The sequence below is a fragment of the Pseudomonas sp. TJI-51 genome, from assembly GCF_000190455.2.
Taxonomy (GTDB): domain Bacteria; phylum Pseudomonadota; class Gammaproteobacteria; order Pseudomonadales; family Pseudomonadaceae; genus Aquipseudomonas; species Aquipseudomonas juntendi.
The window spans coordinates 15189-18037 of sequence record NZ_AEWE02000090.1 but is presented as its reverse complement, the minus strand read 5'-3'; the positions used below and the strand labels follow the sequence as shown (position 1 = coordinate 18037).

The 2849-nt window shown below is 64.7% G+C and carries 2 protein-coding genes; both read right to left on the bottom strand.

What is annotated here, in order from left to right; translation table 11 throughout:
• Positions 1–85: 85 nt before the first annotated feature.
• Complete coding sequence (gene adk / locus G1E_RS19450) at positions 86–757, bottom strand: adenylate kinase (RefSeq protein ID WP_047150031.1); 672 nt, start codon at positions 755–757, stop codon at positions 86–88.
• A gap of 257 nt (positions 758–1014) precedes the next feature.
• Positions 1015–2849, bottom strand: a 1835-nt coding sequence (locus tag G1E_RS19445; protein ID WP_256220451.1) for a phosphoenolpyruvate carboxylase, incomplete at its 5' end; no start/stop codon positions are given.

The window sequence follows — 2849 nt, the reverse complement described above, 5'->3', positions numbered from 1 at the left end:
GGCCGCTCCTACTGGGACCGCATAGCTAAAGCCAGAAAAAACAACGGCCCGCAAGCGGGCCGTTGACGGTGCATGCTGTATCGGATCAGCTCAGGGCTGCCAGTACCTTGGCAGTGATGGCTTCAACCGAGCCTACGCCTTCGATGTGGCTGGACTTCGGCTTTCCCNNGCTGTACTTCGGCTTGCCAGCATTGGCCGCCGACAGCTTCTGGTAGAAGTCCACCAGCGGCTTGGTCTGGCTGTGGTAGACCGACAGGCGATGACGAACGGTCTCTTCCTTGTCGTCGTCGCGCTGGATCAGGTCTTCGCCAGTGACGTCGTCCTTGCCTTCCACTTTCGGCGGGTTGTACTGAATGTGGTAGGTACGGCCCGAGGCCAGGTGCACACGGCGACCTGCCATGCGACCCACGATTTCTTCATCGTCCACGGCAATTTCAACCACGGCGTCGATATCGACACCGGCCGCAACCATGGCTTCGGCCTGTGGAATGGTCCGTGGGAAGCCGTCGAACAGGCAGCCGTTGGCGCAATCCGGCTGGGCGATGCGCTCCTTGACCAGGCTGATGATCAGCTCGTCGGACACCAGCTGTCCGGCATCCATGACTTTCTTCAGTTCCAGGCCCAGCGGGGTGCCGGCCTTGACGGCAGCACGCAGCATGTCACCGGTGGAAATTTGGGGGATACCGAACTTTTCGGTGATGAACTTTGCCTGAGTACCTTTACCGGCCCCGGGAGCTCCCAGCAGAATAACGCGCATCTTGTGCTCCTCAAATTTTTTTATGAACTTCAATGGATTCGGCGACCAGGGCCAAGTCCGGAAAATCGGGTATGACCATAATTCGGTCAGAGGGCTGCTCAAGATACACAGCGCCCGGCAGCCAGACAAGCGTCCCAAAGTTGCAGGAATGCGCCACTTGCGACCAAGCAGGCAGGTGGTTGCGCCCGGCGCAACCACCCTTTCGCTGCTGCCGTACAGCCGTTACGGCATGCCGACTGCCGCACCCGGCCCTGCGCTCAACCGGTGTTGCGCAAGCCGGCGGCAATGCCCGCCACCGTTACCAGCAAGGCCTGCTCCAATGGGCTGTCCAGAGCGGCTTCGCGGCTGCGCGAGCGCGCCAGCAATTCGGCCTGCAGGCGGTGCAGCGGGTCCAGGTAGGTGTTACGCAAGCTGATGAATTCCAGTGTCTCGGGGCTGTGCGCGAGTAGCACCGGCTGCCCGGTAAGGCCAAGCACTATCTGGCACGACTGCGACAATAGGTCGCGCAGGTGCGCCCCCAAAGGCAGCAACTGCGGTTGCACCAGACGTTCGTCGTAGGCCTCGGCAATTTGCGCATCCGCCTTGGCCAGTACCATTTCCAGCATGTCGATGCGGGTGCGGAAGAACGGCCAGTGTTCGCGCATCTGCGCCAGCAGTTCGCCTTGGCCACGCGCCAGGGCATTGCTCAGCGCGGTTTCCCAGCCCAACCAGGCCGGCAGCATCAGCCGCGTCTGGGTCCAGCCGAAGATCCATGGGATGGCCCGCAGGCTTTCGATGCCACCGGCGCGGCGTTTCGCCGGGCGGCTGCCCAGTGGCAGGCGCCCCAGTTCCTGTTCCGGCGTCGACTGGCGGAAATACTCGACGAAGTCCGGGTTGTCCCGCACCACACTGCGGTACGCCTTGACGCCATCGGCGGCCAGCTGGTCCATGACTTCGCGCCAGGCCGGCTGCGGCGGCGGCGGTGGCAACAGCGTGGCTTCGAGTACGGCAGCCAGGTACAGGTTGAGGTTTTGCTCGGCAATGCCCGGTAAACCGAACTTGAAGCGGATCATCTCGCCCTGCTCGGTGGTACGGAAACGCCCGGCCACCGAGCCCGGTGGCTGCGACAGGATCGCCGCATGGGCAGGCCCACCGCCACGGCCCACAGTGCCGCCGCGGCCATGGAACAGCAGCAGTTCGACCTGATGCTCGGCACAGATACGCACCAGGTTTTCCTGGGCACGGTACTGCGCCCAGGCCGCTGCCGTGGTCCCGGCGTCCTTGGCGGAGTCGGAGTAGCCGATCATGACCTCCTGCGGGCCGCGCAGCCCTGCACGGTAACCTGGCAGGCCCAGCAGGCGCTGCATCACCGGCCCGGCGTTGTCCAGGTCGGCGAGGGTTTCGAACAATGGCACCACGCGCATCGGCCGGGTCAGGCCAGCTTCCTTGAGCAGCAGTTGTACCGCCAACACATCCGAGGCAGCCCCGGCCATGGAGATGACGTAAGAGCCCAACGAGGCAGCAGGTGCACCCGCCACTACGCGGCAGGTGGCCAGCACCTCGGCCGTATCCGCCTGCGGCTTGAAGTGTGCCGGCAGCAGTGGCCGGCGGTTTTTCAGCTCGGCTTGGAGGAATTCGATGCGCTGCTCTTCATCCCAGTCGGCGTAGCGGCCCAGGCCCAGGTAATCGGTGATTTCGGTCAGGGCGTCACGGTGCCGGGCCGCGTCCTGGCGCACGTCGAGCCGGCCAAGGAACAGGCCGAATGTGACCGCGCGGCGCAAGCAGTCCAGCAGCGGCCCCTCGGCGATAACGCCCATGCCGCACGCGTGCAGGGACTGGTAGCACAGTTCCAGTGGGGCAATCAGGTCACGATTGTCGACCAGCACCTCGGCGCTGGGCGGCTGGCTGCTGTTCAACGCCGAGTGCGCCCAGGCACGCGTTGCGCGCAAGCGGTCGCGCAACTGCTTGAGCACCGCCCGGTAGGGTTCAGCGCTGTCGCCGGCCTGCTGGCGCAGGGCGGCGTTGGCCTGCTGCATGGACAACTCGGCGGCCAACGCATCGATGTCGCGCAGGAACAGGTCGGCAGCCATCCAGCGGGCCAGCAGCAGCACCT